This window comes from Pyrobaculum neutrophilum V24Sta, from assembly GCF_000019805.1.
In the GTDB taxonomy this organism is placed as follows: Archaea; Thermoproteota; Thermoprotei; order Thermoproteales; family Thermoproteaceae; genus Pyrobaculum; species Pyrobaculum neutrophilum.
On the sequence record NC_010525.1, the window covers coordinates 1,111,858 to 1,127,576 of the forward strand.

At 59.9% G+C, this 15,719-nt stretch carries 22 protein-coding genes and 2 tRNA genes; 14 read left to right on the forward strand and 10 right to left on the reverse strand.

Annotated features, from left to right (window positions below; all coding sequences use genetic code 11):
- The first annotated feature begins 19 nt into the window (after positions 1-19).
- From TNEU_RS06210 to TNEU_RS06260, 12 genes are all read left to right on the forward strand, one after another.
- The gene (locus TNEU_RS06210) at positions 20-1,366 is read left to right on the forward strand and encodes an ABC transporter substrate-binding protein (protein WP_245521946.1); all 1,347 of its coding nucleotides are present in this window, start codon (positions 20-22) and stop codon (positions 1,364-1,366) included.
- Positions 1,367-2,209, forward strand: a complete 843-nt coding sequence (locus tag TNEU_RS06215; protein ID WP_012350582.1) for a branched-chain amino acid ABC transporter permease — start codon at positions 1,367-1,369, stop codon at positions 2,207-2,209.
- Positions 2,193-3,098: an ABC transporter permease subunit gene (locus tag TNEU_RS06220; RefSeq protein ID WP_012350583.1), complete on the forward strand. Its 906-nt coding sequence runs from the start codon at positions 2,193-2,195 to the stop codon at positions 3,096-3,098. Before TNEU_RS06215 ends, TNEU_RS06220 begins: the two co-directional genes overlap by 17 nt.
- Complete coding sequence (locus TNEU_RS06225) at positions 3,076-3,768, forward strand: ABC transporter ATP-binding protein (protein WP_012350584.1); 693 nt, start codon at positions 3,076-3,078, stop codon at positions 3,766-3,768. Before TNEU_RS06220 ends, TNEU_RS06225 begins: the two co-directional genes overlap by 23 nt.
- On the forward strand, positions 3,761-4,402 hold the full coding sequence (locus tag TNEU_RS06230; RefSeq protein WP_012350585.1) for an ABC transporter ATP-binding protein: 642 nt from the start codon (positions 3,761-3,763) through the stop codon (positions 4,400-4,402). Before TNEU_RS06225 ends, TNEU_RS06230 begins: the two co-directional genes overlap by 8 nt.
- Positions 4,403-4,577: 175 nt before the next feature.
- Positions 4,578-4,862 carry a MoaD/ThiS family protein gene (locus tag TNEU_RS06235; protein WP_012350586.1) on the forward strand — a complete coding sequence of 95 codons (285 nt, stop codon included), beginning with the start codon at positions 4,578-4,580 and terminating at the stop codon, positions 4,860-4,862.
- Positions 4,863-4,889: 27 nt separating this feature from the next.
- Positions 4,890-5,591, forward strand: a complete 702-nt coding sequence (gene sfsA, locus TNEU_RS06240) for a DNA/RNA nuclease SfsA (RefSeq protein ID WP_012350587.1) — start codon at positions 4,890-4,892, stop codon at positions 5,589-5,591.
- A gap of 126 nt (positions 5,592-5,717) precedes the next feature.
- A complete protein-coding gene (locus tag TNEU_RS06245) occupies positions 5,718-6,518 on the forward strand; it encodes an MBL fold metallo-hydrolase (RefSeq protein ID WP_012350588.1) in 801 nt (266 codons plus the stop codon).
- Between the two features lie 63 nt (positions 6,519-6,581).
- Positions 6,582-6,725, forward strand: a complete 144-nt coding sequence (locus tag TNEU_RS10270; RefSeq protein ID WP_012350589.1) for a hypothetical protein — start codon at positions 6,582-6,584, stop codon at positions 6,723-6,725.
- A 36-nt stretch (positions 6,726-6,761) separates the two neighbouring features.
- A complete protein-coding gene (locus tag TNEU_RS06250) occupies positions 6,762-7,031 on the forward strand; it encodes a hypothetical protein (protein WP_012350590.1) in 270 nt (89 codons plus the stop codon).
- Entirely contained in the window at positions 7,028-7,735 is a 708-nt protein-coding gene (locus TNEU_RS06255; protein ID WP_012350591.1) for a diphthine--ammonia ligase, read from the forward strand. The genes TNEU_RS06250 and TNEU_RS06255 overlap by 4 nt, the downstream gene beginning before the upstream one ends.
- Positions 7,726-7,833, forward strand: a tRNA-Cys gene (locus TNEU_RS06260). The genes TNEU_RS06255 and TNEU_RS06260 overlap by 10 nt, the downstream gene beginning before the upstream one ends.
- A 3-nt stretch (positions 7,834-7,836) precedes the next feature.
- Here TNEU_RS06260 and TNEU_RS06265 read toward each other — a convergent pair.
- Genes TNEU_RS06265 through TNEU_RS06285 form a run of 5 tightly spaced genes read right to left on the reverse strand, consistent with a single transcriptional unit; the run spans position 7,837 to position 11,621 of the window.
- The gene (locus tag TNEU_RS06265; RefSeq protein ID WP_012350592.1) at positions 7,837-8,175 is read right to left on the reverse strand and encodes a hypothetical protein; all 339 of its coding nucleotides are present in this window, start codon (positions 8,173-8,175) and stop codon (positions 7,837-7,839) included.
- A gap of 41 nt (positions 8,176-8,216) precedes the next feature.
- Positions 8,217-8,885, reverse strand: a complete 669-nt coding sequence (locus TNEU_RS06270; protein WP_012350593.1) for a nucleotide-binding protein — start codon at positions 8,883-8,885, stop codon at positions 8,217-8,219.
- Between the two features lie 3 nt (positions 8,886-8,888).
- Positions 8,889-9,335, reverse strand: coding sequence for a hypothetical protein (locus TNEU_RS06275; protein WP_012350594.1), 447 nt, complete (start codon positions 9,333-9,335; stop codon positions 8,889-8,891).
- Positions 9,336-9,372: 37 nt separating this feature from the next.
- Entirely contained in the window at positions 9,373-9,834 is a 462-nt protein-coding gene (locus TNEU_RS06280) for a hypothetical protein (RefSeq protein ID WP_012350595.1), read from the reverse strand.
- A 20-nt stretch (positions 9,835-9,854) separates the two neighbouring features.
- Positions 9,855-11,621 (reverse strand): P-loop NTPase family protein, encoded by a 1,767-nt coding sequence (locus TNEU_RS06285; RefSeq protein ID WP_012350596.1) that lies wholly within the window; start codon positions 11,619-11,621, stop codon positions 9,855-9,857.
- A gap of 73 nt (positions 11,622-11,694) precedes the next feature.
- On the opposite strand from TNEU_RS06285, the gene TNEU_RS06290 reads away from it, so the two are divergent.
- Both TNEU_RS06290 and TNEU_RS06295 read left to right on the forward strand, forming a co-directional pair.
- Positions 11,695-12,474 carry a hypothetical protein gene (locus tag TNEU_RS06290; RefSeq protein WP_012350597.1) on the forward strand — a complete coding sequence of 260 codons (780 nt, stop codon included), beginning with the start codon at positions 11,695-11,697 and terminating at the stop codon, positions 12,472-12,474.
- Positions 12,464-12,961, forward strand: coding sequence for a Rab family GTPase (locus TNEU_RS06295; protein WP_012350598.1), 498 nt, complete (start codon positions 12,464-12,466; stop codon positions 12,959-12,961). The genes TNEU_RS06290 and TNEU_RS06295 overlap by 11 nt, the downstream gene beginning before the upstream one ends.
- Here TNEU_RS06295 and TNEU_RS06300 read toward each other — a convergent pair.
- The 5 genes from TNEU_RS06300 to TNEU_RS06320 all read right to left on the reverse strand — a co-directional run bounded on the left by TNEU_RS06300 (position 12,936) and on the right by TNEU_RS06320 (position 15,706).
- Positions 12,936-13,898 (reverse strand): acyl-CoA thioesterase, encoded by a 963-nt coding sequence (locus tag TNEU_RS06300; RefSeq protein WP_245521947.1) that lies wholly within the window; start codon positions 13,896-13,898, stop codon positions 12,936-12,938. The genes TNEU_RS06295 and TNEU_RS06300 overlap by 26 nt on opposite strands.
- Before the next feature lie 58 nt (positions 13,899-13,956).
- Positions 13,957-14,064 (reverse strand) — tRNA-Thr (locus tag TNEU_RS06305).
- Positions 14,065-14,179: 115 nt separating this feature from the next.
- Positions 14,180-14,797: a 50S ribosomal protein L18 gene (locus TNEU_RS06310; protein ID WP_012350600.1), complete on the reverse strand. Its 618-nt coding sequence runs from the start codon at positions 14,795-14,797 to the stop codon at positions 14,180-14,182.
- Between the two features lies 1 nt (position 14,798).
- A complete protein-coding gene (locus tag TNEU_RS06315; RefSeq protein WP_012350601.1) occupies positions 14,799-15,242 on the reverse strand; it encodes a 50S ribosomal protein L19e in 444 nt (147 codons plus the stop codon).
- A gap of 2 nt (positions 15,243-15,244) precedes the next feature.
- Positions 15,245-15,706, reverse strand: coding sequence for a 50S ribosomal protein L32e (locus tag TNEU_RS06320; protein WP_012350602.1), 462 nt, complete (start codon positions 15,704-15,706; stop codon positions 15,245-15,247).
- Positions 15,707-15,719 lie beyond the last annotated feature (13 nt).

Genomic DNA, 15,719 nt, shown 5'->3' on the forward strand with positions numbered 1-15,719 from the left:
ATCGCAGGCCGCCTTTCCCATGTCGGAGATGTTAAGGAGGGATCTGCTGAAGATAGGCGGCGGCTTCATAGTTGGTCTCGCCGCCGGCTACGGAATCGGCAAGTTTTTCCAGCCCGCCACGGTGGAGGTGGTGAAGCCGGGCGGCACCGAGACCATCAAGGCCGCCACGACCACCACGGCAACAAAGGCGCGGCCAAAGACGTTTAAACTTGCGGTTGTGGCTTATCAATCCGGAGCCGCCTCTGTCTTCGGAGTTCCAGCCGTCAACATGGCTAAGCTCTTAGTCGATAGGATAAACGCCGGAGGCGGCATAAACGGGGTCCCCGTGGAGCTGGTGGTTAGAGACGAGGCTGGGGGGCCTGACCAGATGGTGGCCTTGTACAGACAACTCACTCAGCAGGAGGGCGTCGACGCCTATGTGGGCCTCATCTCCAGCGCCGACTGCCTCGCAGTGGCGCCTGTGGCGGAGCAACTTGGGACTGCCCTCACTGTGTTTTTCGACTGCGCCACGAAGCAGCTGGTGGATAAGGGCATCATGAAGAAGGTCACCTTTAGAACCGCCACGACCACCGCCCAAGACAACGTGGCGCTTGTGAAGTACCTGCTGGAGGTGAAGCCGGATTTCAAGACCGTTGTTGGGATTAACCAGGACTACGCCTACGGCCGCGACAACTGGGCGGATTTCACGGCGCTGCTGAAGCGCCTAAAGCCCGACGTGCAGATCCTGAGCGAGCTGTGGACGCCCCTCTTCACCACCGACTACTCAGCTCAAATCGGCAAGATACTGGATCTAAAGCCCGACCTCGTATACACATCCTTCTGGGGACCCGACCTCGCCAACTTCGTCCAACAAGCGTCGGCGAGGGGGCTCTTCAAGGTGACCACCGTAGCCTTTACACGGGGAGAGTCCATGCTACAGGATCTAAAGGGGTCTATGCCGCCCGGCCAGATAGTACAGGCGCCCCACTACTTCGAGTATCCGGACCCAAGACTCAACCTCCTGAACCGGGAGATAGCCGGCGAGTATAGGAGACGCTACGGGTCGTGGCCTCCCTACCCGGCGTACCACATGGCAAACGCCATCCTCGGCGTGAAATACGCGTACGAGGCGGCGGCCGCCGTATACGGCGTAGACTGGCCGGACGTGGGGCTGGTGGCCAAGGTCTTCGAAAGGCTGGCCTACCCGTCTCCAGGCGACTACATCATGATGACGCCTGTACACAACGCCGCGAAGGGCGTGGTTGTGGGGACCACGGCAGAGGTCCAGGGATACGACTTCAGACTCCTAAGGCCTTACAGATATATGCCGCCGGCTGAGATAACCCCAACGTGGCCTAGCGAGGAGTGGTATAAGCAGATAGGCTAAATGATCGAGTTTTTCCTCGCCGTGTTGACTTTCTGGACACACCTCGTGCTCCTATCCGTCGGGCTTCAGTTCATCTACAGCTCCGCCAAAACCCTCAACCTGTCCCACGGCTCCTTCTTCGTGCTGGGGGGCTATGTAGCGTCTTGGGCGTTCGCCGCCTTAGGCAACTTCGGCATCGCGGTTTTCGCGGCCGTTGGGGTTGCGGCGTTGGCGGGCGCCGCTTTCTACATAGGCGTATCTAGGCTCGCCCGTGATGAGACGTCGCAGCTGTTTTTCACCTTCTCCCTATTCTGGATCTTCGAAGGGATCTACCGCACCGTCTTCGGAGTCGGCATATACAACGCCTACGCCTTCGCCGAGAGCTTGGGGAGGGCAGCGGGCATCCCCTGGGCCTACATACTAGGCGCAACCGCCGCCGCGGCCGCCCTCACCGCTGTGTACCTCCTCTTGTATAAAACCCCGTGGGGTTTGTACCTCAGGGCAGCGGGCGACAATCCCCTGATGGCCGAGGCCTTGGGGGTGAAGAGCGGGCTTGTCCACGGCACCGGCGTGGTGTTGGGCGTAGCTCTAGCCGCGCTAGGTGGCGCCGTATCCTCCATGTGGCAGAGCTTCACGCCGGGCTTGGCGGGGGTGGCGCTGGTGTACGCCTTCGCCGTTGTGGCCATGGCTGGGCTGGGCAACGTGATGGGGGCCTTGGTGGCCTCCCTGATTATATCCCTCATAAGAACGGCGTCTGTGTTCTACGCACCGGAGCTGGAGCTCTTCAGCATCTACATAGCCGTGTTGGCGGTGCTGGCGGTGAAGCCAAGCGGCTTGTTCACGCGCCATGAGAGACGGGTATAAGGCCCTCCTCTTCCTAGCCGCATACGGCCTGGCGTACATATTGGCCCCAGGCGCCTACCTCAGATACGAGGTCGTCTACTTCGGCGCTGTATCTCTAGCCGTCTTGGGGGTGACGAAGCTGTTGGACGCCGGCTTGGTGAACTTCGGATACGGCATGTATGTGGCAGCTGGCGCCTACGCGGCGGGCCTGCTGTATAAACACTTGGGCGTATCCGACGTAGCGGCAGGCGTCGCCTTAGCCGCCGCCGCCGGCGCCGCCTTTGGATACGCCGTGGGAAAGGCCACGGCCAGATTCCGGGGGATCTTCTACGCCCTGCTCAACCTCTCTGTATCCATGGTGCTCTACGGGGTGTTGGTCAAGTTCTACACAGTCACCGGGGGCTCCGACGGCATCACGATACCGACCTACCTCCTCTTCGGCTTTCCAGCCGGGACAGACGCTATAGCGGGTTTAACCGCCGCCTTGGCGGCGACGGGCCTCTATATGAGGTCTAGATATCTGAGGAGCGCCCTGTACTACAACGCTTTGGGCCTCCGAGAAAACGAGCTGAGGATGAGGGCTCTGGCGGTCAGCCCTGAAGCCGCCGTGGTGAAGCTCACCGTGTTCTCGGCGGTCTTCGGCTCCGTCTCCGGCGCCTTATTGGCCTACCTGACCAACCACGTGTCGCCGGACCTATCGTTCTGGTCCGAGTCATCCATCATGGTGATCGGGGGCTTAGCCGGCGGCTTCATATCGCCTATGTACGGCTTTCTAGCGGGCGCCCTGGTGTTGAGAATCTTAGACATCTTGGCGAGCTACTACGTGTACGAGCTGGTCGTGGGCGTGGGCCTCATGCTTATATTCGCCCTAGCCCTAGCTAGGTCGTATGTCGGCGGTGCTAGAGGTTAGAGGCGTCTACAAGAGATTCGGCGGAGTGGTAGCGCTGGAGGACGTGAGTCTCGCGGTGGCCCCGGGGGAGGTGGTCGCCGTAGTGGGCCCCAACGGCTCTGGGAAAACGACCTTGGTGAACGTGATAAGCGGATACGTAGCTCCAGATAGGGGGAGCGTGTTGCTGGAGGGCAGAGATATAACGAGGTGGAGCGCGGAGAGGAGGGTGAGGGCAGGCGTCGTGAGATCCTTCCAATTCCCCCTACTGTTCCCCAACCTCACCGTCGAGGAGAACCTCCGGGTCGCGGCGTCGGGCCTCAAGCCTTACACCCTAGGCGAGGTGGATAGGCGGGTTGTGGAGGAGGCGCTCCACCTCTTCGACCTAGAGGCGGTGAGGAGGAGACGCGTTACGGAGCTTTCCGAGGGCCACAGGAAGTTGCTCGACGTAGCGCTGGCCTTCGTATTTAAGCCGAAGGTCGTGCTACTAGACGAGCCCACCAGCTCCGTCAGCTCCCAGGAGAAGTTCGCAGTTATGGAGAAGATCGTAGAGGTTGTGAAGAAGAGCGGAGCCTCCGCAGTCGTCGTTGAACACGACTTGGAGGTTGTGAAGAAGTTCACAGATAGGGTGGTGCAGATGATGGCGGGTAGGGTGGTGAAGGTCGCTAAGACCGCTGAGTGGAGCCATGATTAAGGCTGAGAGGCTCGAGGTCAAGCTCGGGCCGCTACACGTGGTCAGAGGCGTCACTCTGGAGGTGGGCGACGGCGAGGTGGCGGCGTTGGTGGGGCCCAACGGCGCCGGGAAGACCTCCACCCTGCGCGCCATAATGGGTCTTTACCCCCACGGCGGGAGTGTGCTGTTGGACGGGCGAGATATAAGCGGCCTTAAGGCATACGAGAGGGCCCGCCTTGGGATAGGCTTCAGCCCCGAGGACGGCGGGCTCTTCCCCTCCTTAACGGTGAAGGAGAACCTCCTCCTGCCCATGAAATCGCTACGCCTGCCCGAGGAGAGGCTGGAGGTGGTCTACGGCCTTTTCCCCATGGTGAAGGAGCTACTGGGGCGCAAGGCCTACACCCTCTCGGGCGGACAGAGGAAAATAGTGTCACTAGCTAGGGCCATACTGGTGGGGCGCAGGGCGTTGCTCCTAGACGAGATCTTCGAGGGAGTATCGCCCAAGTTCGCAGACGACATAAAGAAGGCGGTGACCGACTACGTGAAGGGAGAGGGGGTGTCCCTCCTACTGGCAGAATCCTCCACACAGTACATAGCCGGCTTCTACCACAGAATATACAAGATAGAGAGGGGGGCGGTGCTAGAACACCAGTAGACCACATCGCCTTGGCCACCCTACGCCAGGTGTCCCCGACGACGCGGCTCCTAGTTGGCCCTCGCCGCGTGTCAGCCGCCTCCCTGCCGACGCCGGAGATGCCCTCCCCGTGCCAGGCTCCGCGGCCGACGCTAGAAGGGGGTAGCTGTTTTTAAATAAGCCGTCTAGAGCGGCCGTGAAGGTGGTGGTGAAGATCTACGGGCCTAAGTACTTCGGCATCGACAGATACGACGTGGTGACCGAGGTGCTCGAGGTAGATGGGGAGCCGACGGTTATGGACGTGCTGGATAAGCTGGAGGGCAGATATCCGGGTCTGAAGAGGAGGTTGTTGTCGGGCGACGTGGTGGCCCCCATGCACGACGTTTTGATAAACGGCAGATCGATAGCCTTCCTCAGGGGGTTGACCACAGCTTTGAAAGACGGCGATGTTGTACAGATAGTGCCTCCCTTCGGCGGCTAGACGCGAACAAATAAAACCGGGTTGTCCATGGCGCATGTGTGTCTTCCGCTGGATGAGCCCGACGCCCGCGGCGTCTTCAAGAGGCGGCTAAACAGGTTCGTGGGCGTGGCCGAGATAGGGGGAGCCGACGAGCTTGTACACATACACGACCCTGGTAGGCTGGCTGAGCTGCTCTACCCAGGCTCGGTCATTTGGGCGAGGCGGAAGAAGACGGGGAAGACCCGATACTACTTGACGGCCGTCGAGCTCGCCGACGAGCTTGTGTTTGTGGACTCCGCAAAACACAACAAGATCGCCTCTTGGCTCATAGAGTCCGGGGTCCTCCTCCCCGGATATAGGGTTGAGAGGCATGAGCCGGCATATGGGAAAGGCCGCTTCGACCTACTCCTCCGCGGCCCAAAGGGCGAGAAGGCGCTGGTGGAGGTCAAAGGCGTAACGCTCGAGGTCGGCGGCAGAGCGCTCTTCCCAGACGCACCCACCACGAGAGGGGCGCGGCATATGGAGGAGCTAGCTAGGGCGGCGGCGGACGGATTTGAGGCGCATGTGGTATTCCTAGTCTTAAGGAAGAAAGCCGCCGTGTTTTCGCCGAACTGGGAGATGGACAGAAGATTCGCCGAGGCTCTAGCGAGAGCCTATAAAAGCGGCGTATATGTACACGCAGTGAAGCTGGAGACGTCTAGGTGGTGTCTGAAGTACGTAGAAAAACTCCCTATCGATTTACAGCTCTAATAAGAGCTCTTGAGGTTGCTACCATTCAAACCCTTCAGAGTTCTCGCCCAGTTCGCCCTCCACGCACCCCGAGTTGCTACTACCCAAAGATACGCAACTACTAAATAGGTAGACGACGTCAACATCATGGAGCTTAGAAAAGGTATAAAACTGCTCAGGGGATCGCCCAACACCCTCATAGCGGGGGTATATGTGGTGGATCCGGGTCAGCCGGAGACGAGGGCTCTGGAGATTGTGTCCCAGGTCGGAGGTCCTCCCACTGTACTCCTCACACATTTCCACGCAGATCACCTCTCGGCAGTTCCAGACGGCTCAACCGTCTACGCACCATGGGGAGAGGAGCTTTTTGTCGCAAGCGTTAAGGCGCGTCTGTTTTTAACCCACGGCGTATACGTCGACAAGGCAGTCTACAAGGGGCGCGACTTGAAGGTAGATGGCGTGGTGAAGGCGGGCGACAGGGTAGGCCCCTTCGAAGTTGTCCACCTGCCGGGCCATACCTTTGGACACGTGGGATACTACGCCGACGGCCTGCTCTATGCCGGCGACGCGATATTCGGCGAAAAGGTGTTGGAGAAATACGGAGTCCCCTACCTGATGGACTACTCAGCATTCCTCAACACGTTGGACCGTATACTCTCGCTTGAGCCGGAGTTGCTTGTGGTCGGCCACGGCCCCGTGGTGGGGAGCAAGAAGAAGATCTCCGAGCTAGTCGAGACGAATAGAAAGGCAGTGGAGAGGGCCTACAAGCTTGTGGAGGCCGCGTTGCCCGGCGATGTGTTAACGCTGGCTAAAAACCTGCTGAAGAGGCTGGGGGTGGAGGCTGGCTGGGAGAACCTGCTCCTCACCGCCACCACCGTCCGCGCCGTACTGTCGCACCTTTCAGCTGAGGGTAGGGCGCAACCCGACGAATTCGGCGTATGGCGCTAGCGCCGAGTTGGGCAGAATTGACATCTTTCGAAAGCGATATATAAAGCCGCGTATATTTTACACATGTGGACCAAGCTAAAGAACTTCATAACCAGCCTCTGCCTCATCCTAGCGCCGTATGTAGACGCGTGCAAGTTCGGCGCGCCCCCCGAGAGGAGCGGCGCTGGGGAGGTTAGGCGGGAGAGGTGTACAAAGCTGTCTCCCTAACCCGTTTTGTTTTTATCCACACAACAGCCCACTGATGTGAATCTGCTCCACTTCATTGGGTCCTTCCACGTGGAGGTGGCGAAGATGCTGGACAAGGTCGTGAGCTACGGAGAGGCGGGCGGCTTGATGGAGTGGGTCAACGGCGAGGTGGGGAGGAGCGAGGTGTACTTCCTCTGGTTCCCAAAAACGGGGAGGCTCGCCTACGCCGTCAGAGGGCCCTTGCACAGAGGCTCAGGCGAAGTTGAGGCGAAAAACGCCGCAGAGGCCATCGCCCAAGCGGAGCGCCTAATCAGGAGGTTGAGATGAGGGTGGCGGTTTTGTACACCGGGGGCAAGGACAGCCACTACTCCATGTTGAAGGCCATGGAGGAGGGCCACCAGGTGGTGTGCCTAGTCACGGCAGCATCCCGTAGGTCAGACTCCTACATGTTCCACACCGTGAACATAAGGTGGAGCCTCCTACACGGAGAGGCGATGGGGATCCCCCAATACCTCGTGGAGGTAAGCGGCGAGAAGGAGCAGGAGGTGGAGGAGCTCTACCAAGCGCTGAGGCCAATAGCGGAGAGACACGGCGTCGAGGGGATAGTCACGGGGGCCGTCGCCTCTAGGTACCAGAAGGCCCGGGTAGACGCCCTTGCTGAGAGGCTGGGCGTGAAGCACATAGCGCCTCTCTGGGGGCGGGATCAGGCGGAGGTCCTCAGGGAGGAGGCCGCCAGACTCCGCTTCGTCATCACGGCGGCTATGGCGATGGGGCTTGGGCCGAGGCACCTAGGCCTAACGGTGACCCCCGAGGTGGCCGAGGAGATAATCGCGCTTAGCGGCAGATACGGCTTTTCCCCCGTGGGCGAGGGGGGAGAGTACGAGACCTACGTCGTCGAAAGCCCACTCTTCTCCATAGAAATACTGGAGGGGGAGCCCCACTGGCACCCCGCCGGATGGGGGTACTACCTCATCAAAAACGCCAGGGTCAAAAGATATAAAGAAGAGATCTTGGGGAGACAGCCCCGGTAGCTCAGTCCGGCAGAGCGGCGGTGGACCGCCGGTCCGCCGAAGCTGCAGACCGCGTGGAGACCCGTAGGTCCCGGGTTCAAATCCCGGCCGGGGCTCCACCTCTACTTCTGCTGGTTGAGTAGGTGGTAGAACGCCGGCGTTACGTACCTGAGCTTTGCGACTTGTTGCGCCTTGGGGGGCAACGGTTGGGCTAGGGACTTGATCTTGTCCGTGGCTACGTATTTCTTGATCCTCTTCCTGAAGTCGAGGGATAGCTCCTCGTACTCCGCCACGTACCCCTCGTCGGCTAGTTGCCTCAGCACCTCCTCCACCGTCAGCTGCGTTATCTCCATCTTCTCCCTAAGCTCGTCTCTAGCTATCACGGCCAGTGCGTACACCGTGGAGGCGTCGGCTGATGTCACCGACGCTAAGATCGACGCAACTAGGGTTCTCAAATCCACGGCTGTAGATCAGCTCCTACATATATGTATTGCGGGGTGTCTTACTCGAACCACCGCGACTTACCTACCTTCTTAAGATCCTGCATGAGGAGCTCCGCCAGCTTTATCACGGGCTTCGTGTAGAGCTGGCCCCGTCTGTTGTAGTAGTCCAATGTGGCCGAGAAGGGTATCTTCAGCGCTGCGCCTTGGTACTCGATCCCCCTCTCGTGTTTGTTCAGCACTATGTAGAGTTTGGCGTCGAAGAACCTCTTTATCAGCGCAAGCGGCTTTGTGCAGTCTTCGTAGCCCTCCACCACCAGCACTATCACATCTGCTTTATCTAAGCCGAAGACCTCGATGGGGGTTATCCTGGAGAGCTGGTACATGTCGATAAATACGGCGTCTATGGAGTGTTTCACTACGTTCCGCCTCACGGCCTCCGTCAGGTTTCTAAATATCTCCTCCCAATTCTCTATTCTCCAAACGGAGGCGGGGTCCACCGCAAGCGGGATCACAAACAAGTTTTTCGTCCTCTCGTCTTTATACGCCTCAACCTCGGGGGTCACCTTCTCGATATCTATCTGCGGCGCTGGGAAGTACCTCGAGGCGCCGCCGCCTAGGTCGATAAGGAGTACGTTTATGGGAAGAGCCGCGGCTGTGTTTACAGAAAGTGTGGTTTTTCCAGCGCCTCCTTTACAGCTTGTGAAGGCTACTGTCCCCGCCCTTATCATTTATCACTGCGGCGCCGAGGGGCGGCACTTCTCCGCGAGTATCGAGATAAGCGCGGCGAGTTTAGAGTTGAACTTCTCAGCCAGCTTCACTAGATCCTCGGGAGATAGGGATTTGCTCAACGCCTCTATATGTGGCTCCTCCAGCAAATCGATGTTTTTATATATCACGTCTATCATCCTGTCGTTCATCACCAGAGGCGTGGCCTTTGGAGCAATTAGAAACCTCACGAAGGTCCTCTCCTCGGCGGGTAGCTTCGCAATGGTGGAGGCCACAAACCTCATAAACTGACCCACGTCTGTGGTCGCCTCCTTAGGGGCAGGCGGCGGGGGAGGCGGAGGAGGTGGCGGCGGCGCCGGCTCCACGGCTTGTCTTACCTCTTGGACAACCTCGGCGAGCTCCCTCTTGGGCTCCTCCTTTTTCTCGCCAACGATGGTCCTGAACTTCTCCATGGCTTTGGCATCTCATAGCCTTATAAAAGTTGCTGAGCTAAGTTGTGATGAGGAAGAGGGGCGCTAGATCGCTGTATATCTGGCTGTAAAATTGGACGAATCTTCTCGTAATATCCCAAAGTTCGTCCAGCTCCTTTATTAGGTCGAAGAGCTCGTCGAGTGTTAGGTAGGCCGTCTTCCCGCCTCTTATCTCCTCCAGCCTAGCCCTCAGCTTCTCAATCACAACCTCGGACTCCCTGCTCAAGGCGGCTAGTCTCTCCTCCACATCGCCGAGCCCCAGCTGCCTAAACTCCGGAACTCTGCCTATCAGCCTCTCCAGGGTGTGGGAGAGCCTCGCCGACTCCTCCCTTATGTAGCTCTCGGCCATGTCTACAACTCTACTGAGTTGGCCGACTACCTCTTCGTAGAAGCGGTTGCGGGAGTCTCCGTGGGAGTCCGCAAGCTTCAGAAGATCGCCTATAAGGGCGGCGTCTCCGTATTTACGGAGATATCTCTCCACACTTTATCGATGGATGTTGTTTATATAGATTCGGAGCATCTCTCAGACGGCTTATACCTCTTGACCACCTGCCCGTACCCGGCGCTCTCCAGAGCCAGCTCCATCTGCCTAAGGGCTTGGCACGGCCGCGCCGCGGCGGCCTTTGCAGCCGAGGCCACGGCCACCTCCACCACCACCTCTCTACACTCCACGCCGCATTTCTCGTAGATGGGGCCGGCGTCTCCCACGGCCTCCACGTATTTAGCTGCCAGAGTCTCGGTATCCTCGCCGAGCTCCACAGCCGTTTTTAAGGCGAGCGCTATGGCGTCCCCGGGGGCCACCGCCGCCGACTGGACCAGGGCAAGGGCAAGCCTTTTGGTGATGAGGTTGCCCCGCGTCAGCGCCAGCTCCACATAGTCCCTAAAGGGCCTTAGATCTACCCGGTGCCTCTCCGCGGCTTCGTACAAGGCGTTTAACACCTCAAGCCACCCCTTCTCCCCCACCTCTTCGGCCCTCTTGCCGGCGTAGTACTCAAGCCCGCTTGTTAAAGACGGCGGGGCCTCAGCCGACAGCCTGATTGGGTGTATCAAGGCGTTGATCAGCGCCTCATCCATAGCCCCGCCTCTGCAGAGCTTCGCCATCTTGCCCACGCATGGGCTTTGGCCCATGGCCAAGGCGACGGTGGCTTTAGCCAAGTCGTTGTAGGCCTCCTCCACTATGACAAACGCCTTAGCTAAGACGCGTAGGTTCACCTCGCGGCGCACGATGCCGCACTGGCGCCTCACCTCCTCCTCCACCCTCTTCAACACCTCCTCATATATCCCCCCGGAGGTTGCCTCTATCGACTTAGCCACCCAGCCGGGCCTCATCAAGCGCCTGAGCTCCTCGGCGGACTGGAGAGCCAGTATCTTCACATACTCCCTATGCGGCCCCGCCAGCTTGTCGGCCAGCGACAGTAACTTCTCCAGCGTCCTTACCCTGGACTCCACCGCCTCGTAGTGGGCGGCTTGCGACGCGATATGCGGAGGCAGATGCCTATATGCCAAAAGGCTTACGAACCGCCTCGCCTTGGAGCAAGACGGCGCGTAGAGGATTTTGACGTACGCAGCCAGCTTCTCAGCGTAGGCGTCCCTCGCTCCGTCGGCTACCCTGCGGGGGTCCTCGTCGCAGAACTGAAGAGCCTTAGCCGCATGCAACGCCATGTAGGCAACGCCCTCCCCCCACGTGGATACGCGCTCCACCACGGCGTCTGCGTAATCGGCGCCGCAGTACACATCGCTGTTCTTGGCGAAAATCTCCCGGGCGAGGCCGGCGTCTGGCTCAACGGCCAGCCGCTCGTACCCAGCCAGCTCCGACCTACACCTCACCGCCAACTCCGTCGGGAGGACCACCACGCTGGGGAACCCCAGCCGTTTAACGTAGTCGGCCCTCGCCAGTATCCTGCCGCAGCTATCTCTCCAGAGCGCGGCTTGTTCAGACCAAACCTCGGGCTCTGCGTAGAACTGAGGCGGTAGCGCGTCAAAGACCGCGAAGGCCCAGCCAGCCCTACGGGCCAGCCTTAGATATTCGGCGAAGGTGGAGGTGTCGGAGGCCAGGTCTATGACCACGGCGCCCTCCTCAGCCGCGGCATACGCGACGAGCCCCACCGCAACCGATTTGCCAACCCCGTGCGGACCCACCACCACTAGGGAGGCGCCCTCCCTTAGCCTCTTGGACAGCACGCCGGCTAGGGGAGGGGGGACCAACTCCACCGCAACCTCCCCAAGCTTGAAATAGGCGAGGCCCCCCCTCCTTGAGAAGAGATACACATGTTGAGAGTGGCGCCTTTATAAAACGTTGAGATTCTAAATTGAATATTAAAATCCAAGCTCCAAATGCCATGTGTCTTCTGCGCTTGATTCCGGAATTGCAGGTAGCCGCTACATGCGGATCCTGCTTAAGCAGACCGAGGTGAAGGCCGACGACGCCCTGGGCCGGATATACGGCCTACTCGCCGAGCTGGGGTACTTCGCAAAAAGGGGAGACAGGTACAAGCGGACGGGCAAGCTCCCGCCTGCGGTGTCAAGCCGCCTACTGGGGGCGGTTTTCGACGACGTAATCATCCCTCACCTCCTCGGCGACCCGGTGAAGCCGAACTACGAGGCGCTTTTCGCAGCCACCGCCCTCTTCCAAGGCCTAAGGGTTAGAGCCGCCGAGAAGCTCGGCAGAGGCGGGATAGTGTTGGTGGCGGGGTGGCTTCCCTGCGGCTTCTCAACGGAGGTCGCGGCGGCCACCGGCGCAGACCTCGTGATCCTCGACGAGCACTGGGAGATCCTCGCCCTTGAAGAGGAGCGGATGTCGCTCCTGCCCCTGGAGCTGGTGAAGGTGGGAACCGAAATGGCTCCGTCCCTCTACGTGGGGTTCGAGGTGGGCAGGCTGGAGGATCTCCCCCTGGACAAATACGGCAGATTCACCCTCGCGCTGGTTTGCCACAGGGGAGTAGATGTGAGAAAGGCCCGCGAAATCGCCGAGAGGGTTTACAGAGTGACCTTCTCGGGAGGCCTCGGGATATTTGCAGACCTCATCGCCGAGGCGCTGGGCTTGGGACGTGGCGAGGAGTGCGGACGCGGGGGGAAGACGATATATAAGGACCGCGACCTCTGTATAACGGATGTTTCGTAGGAGGGAGAGCAAGACCGTTGTGTTCATGGGCATCGGCGGCGTGGGCAAAACCACGTATATATACAGGGTGCTCGGCATAGCCAAGGCCCCGAGGGTAACCAGGAAGCCAGGGGTTTACCAGATAACGGCGGGAGATACGCTGTTGTACCTGGTGGATACGCCCGGCCAGTACGCCGTCGAGGTAGCCCAGAGATACTACGAGGCGATTAAGACCTTCGGCACGAGGATAGACCTCGTCGTCTACGTCTACAGCGTCGTGGACCCCCCGACGCTCCAAGCCCTGTGGGAAATCGAGAACTGGGTATCTAGGTACCCGCCTCACACAAAGGTGCTTCTTGGAAACAAGAGAGATCTCGCCGAGGAGGTGGGCGTATTTACTGAGGGGGACGACGCCGCTACGGCCTTGGGGTCCGTCCGGCTCTACTACACCTCAGCCCTTAAAGACGAGCCCGAGGAGCTCCTCAGCCACCTTGTTGAGAACCTCTAGCTAGCTGGAGGAGCCACGGCTCCGCCCCGGCGGGGGGCCTAAGCCCCTTTAACAGCTTGGCCTCCTTGACGCTCTCCTCCTTCCTCCTCCTAGCCGCCTCGTCCCCCCGAGGCGGGGCGTTGATGGCGGTGGGCCTCCCCTCCGACATGTTTACAAAGGTAAAGTAGCCGTCTGCTACATGCCTAACTCCGCCCCGCCCCCACGCCTCCACGGTGAAGCCGATCTCCACGCTGGTGGAGCCCACATATGTAACGCCGGTTTTCACGGCCACGATGTCGCCTACGTATATAGGCTTCCTGAAGATTATCCTGTTGACCCCCGCTGTGACGTACGTCGCCGGGTAGAACTGGAAGGCTTTGATGTAGGCCAGCTCGTCAAGTCTAAAGAGGAGCCGCCCTCCGTCCATCAAAAGCCCGTCGACGGAGTCCTCAGGCATCGCGAGGAACTTGCTTACGTCGCGCCAGTCGTCCCCCGCCCTAGGCATCTCGCCTCTAACGGCGGCGTCCACCTCCGACCGCCACCTCTTGAAATAAAGACAGAGATCTTCCCAGCCGGCGTCGCAACGTACGCCCTTGTTAACGGGGACCGGTCTCCCGTCTAGCCCAATTTTCACAAACACCATCCTACCCACGGTGGCCAACTCGGCGCCGCCCGCCCTATAGGACTCCACAAGCACCGAGACGCTTGTACGTCTAGACTCCACAACCCAAGCTCTGAACTTCAGCAGGTCGCCGGCTCTCGCTGGGGTTAAGAAGTGCATCTTGTCCAGGTAGCCCAAGACCGCGTCGCCCTCCACAAAACTCATCGCCGCCACGTTACCCACCTCCACAACCCACCTTAGCATGTACCCGCCATACAGCGCCCCGAATGGGTTTACATGTCTCTGAGACACCAAGCGGGTGGACTCGACCAGAGTGGACGAGACGACAACATCCACGGGGCTAACAAGGCTGGTCTTTATATCATCTCTACGCCCCACTCCAAGGCCGAGAAAGAGCCCCGGCCGGGATTCGAACCCGGGACCTCCCGCTGTCTCGCCAGCGGATACAAGGCCTACGCGGGGCTGAGCCCCAGGGCGCTCCGGCCCGCTGAGCTACCGGGGCTTGCTTCCATGTAAAAACAGCTATTTAAAATTTAAGCCGGGGGGCCGACTTTCACGGGGCCGCCAAAGGCGGCGCTCCAGCGGCACTCAGACAGGAGATGGGCCGGGGATATAAACTATTGGGCGACCGCCTTGGCGAGCTTCGCCTCGTAGTGCTCAACGATCTTCTTCTTAACCTCCTCGAAGTGCTTAGGCAGATCCTCGGGTTGCACCCCCCGTTGGAGATACCGGGAGAATCTCGCCTTATAGAGCTCTGGGTTCTCCTCCTTGAGCTTCGCCGCGTACTCCGCCACGTGTTTACCGGAGACCCTGTCGTCCTCCGGGAGCACCTCCTCGCCGTGTGGTATCTCCAGGCCGGCGTCTAGAGCGCCTTTTAAGACGGCGAACACCCTAGACCCAGCCACGGGCCTGTGGAGGCCGATGTCGAGGACGGCCTCCCTCACCCCCCTCAGCCTCGCCTTGTACCCCGCCACAAGGCCGAGCAGGTAGGCCGCCGACGTGTTGTTCTCGTCGCCCCTCCAGCCGAACTTAGCAAGCGCCCTGGTGTCGACGCCCACGATCGTCACATCGCCCTGCGGCTTCGCCACGACGACCTGGGCGATTATGTGTTTGTTGGTTTTCCTAACCACGAGCCGCGGCTTCCGAGAGAGTATTAGCCTCCTCCTCTTCCTGTAGTTTGTGAGGCCCTCCCTCCTCCTTCTGAACGGCACCTTGTATCTAGGGCCCCTCGCCATGCTACCTCACAGGCTCCTTTGTCAGCTTGTGCTCGTTTATGTACGTCTTCAAGTGGCCTAGGTCGCGGAAGTAGTTGCCCTTCACCATCTCGTACAGCTGCCTCCAGACCCTCGGCTCCAACCTGCCGCTTCTCTTCAGGGTGTTTAGGAACCTCCTCATGGCCCTCACCTTGTTCTTCCACACCTCCTCCTCGTCTGTCCTCCTCCCCTTGCGGCTACCGTGCCCCCTCCTCCTGCCCTCCCTCTTCTTTACGTGTCTAACGCGCCAGCGGCCTCTGGACACCCCCCTCTCCTGCTCCGCCCAGATGAGCCCCTGGTCTATGAGGGCTCTCACGTCGTCTTTAGTCACAACCTCGTCGAGCTTCTCCACGGCCTCGGGGGAGATCTTCACCCTACTTACGCCAACGCCCAAGATGTCAGCCGCGAGTCTCTTCACGTCGACCATACCTACTGGCCGGACTGGGCCTTATTTAACTCTTTCTTCAGAAGCTCCTCCACCCTCCTCCCCGGGTTAAGCACGTAGAAGCCCAGCTCCCGCGCCTTCTTCACTATCTCCAGCCTCTTCCTCAGCCCAACCGTCCCGCCTATTCTCACGGCGTGGGTCTTGGGGTCAAGGCCGGCGAGTTGGTCGGGGCTGTGCACAAGCACCTCCACAAAGCCGCTGGGGTGAAGGCCGCGCACGGCGGCGGGCTTGCGGTAGCCCACCTCCACGGGCTTAGGCCAGCCCTTCCACTTCCTCCTGATCTTGTTGTCGATGGTGCGTTGGTTTCTCCACCCGCTGTCTTCAATCCGCTTGTACCGCCACTGGTCTATACGGACGAACTCCGGCTTCCTCCGCTTGAGTACAAGGCGTAGCTTGAGCAACCTCCTGAGAGGCTGGGGAAGATCTCTCCTTGGCCTAGCAGACACGAAAACCCCGGAC